Source organism: Microbacterium sp. GbtcB4 (assembly GCF_019091465.1).
Lineage (GTDB): Bacteria > Actinomycetota > Actinomycetes > Actinomycetales > Microbacteriaceae > Microbacterium > Microbacterium paraoxydans.
Genome location: NZ_JAGXJJ010000834.1, coordinates 1 through 228 on the forward strand (window position 1 = coordinate 1; position 228 = coordinate 228).

Annotated in this window: 1 pseudogene; it reads left to right on the forward strand. The window is 74.1% G+C overall.

Going from position 1 to position 228, the window contains the following annotated elements:
- Nucleotides 1–35: 35 nt before the first annotated feature.
- Nucleotides 36–228 (forward strand): annotated as a pseudogene (locus KVS71_RS19795) (amino acid:proton antiporter); the annotation flags it as partial.

Consider the following 228-nt stretch of genomic DNA (forward strand, 5'->3'; position numbering starts at 1 on the left):
CGCGCGTATCCCGTCCCGCCGTCGCCGACCTCGGCATCGGCCAGCTCGCCCTGCTCACCCTCGTCGTCGTGGCGAGCCTGCGGTCCCTGCCCGCGATGGCGAACTACGGCCTCGGCAGCATCACGCTGTACCTCATCCCCGCGGTGCTCTTCCTCGCCCCCGCCGCCCTCGTCGCCGCGGAGCTCGCGACGGGGTGGAAGGGCGGGGTGTACGTCTGGGTGCGGGAGG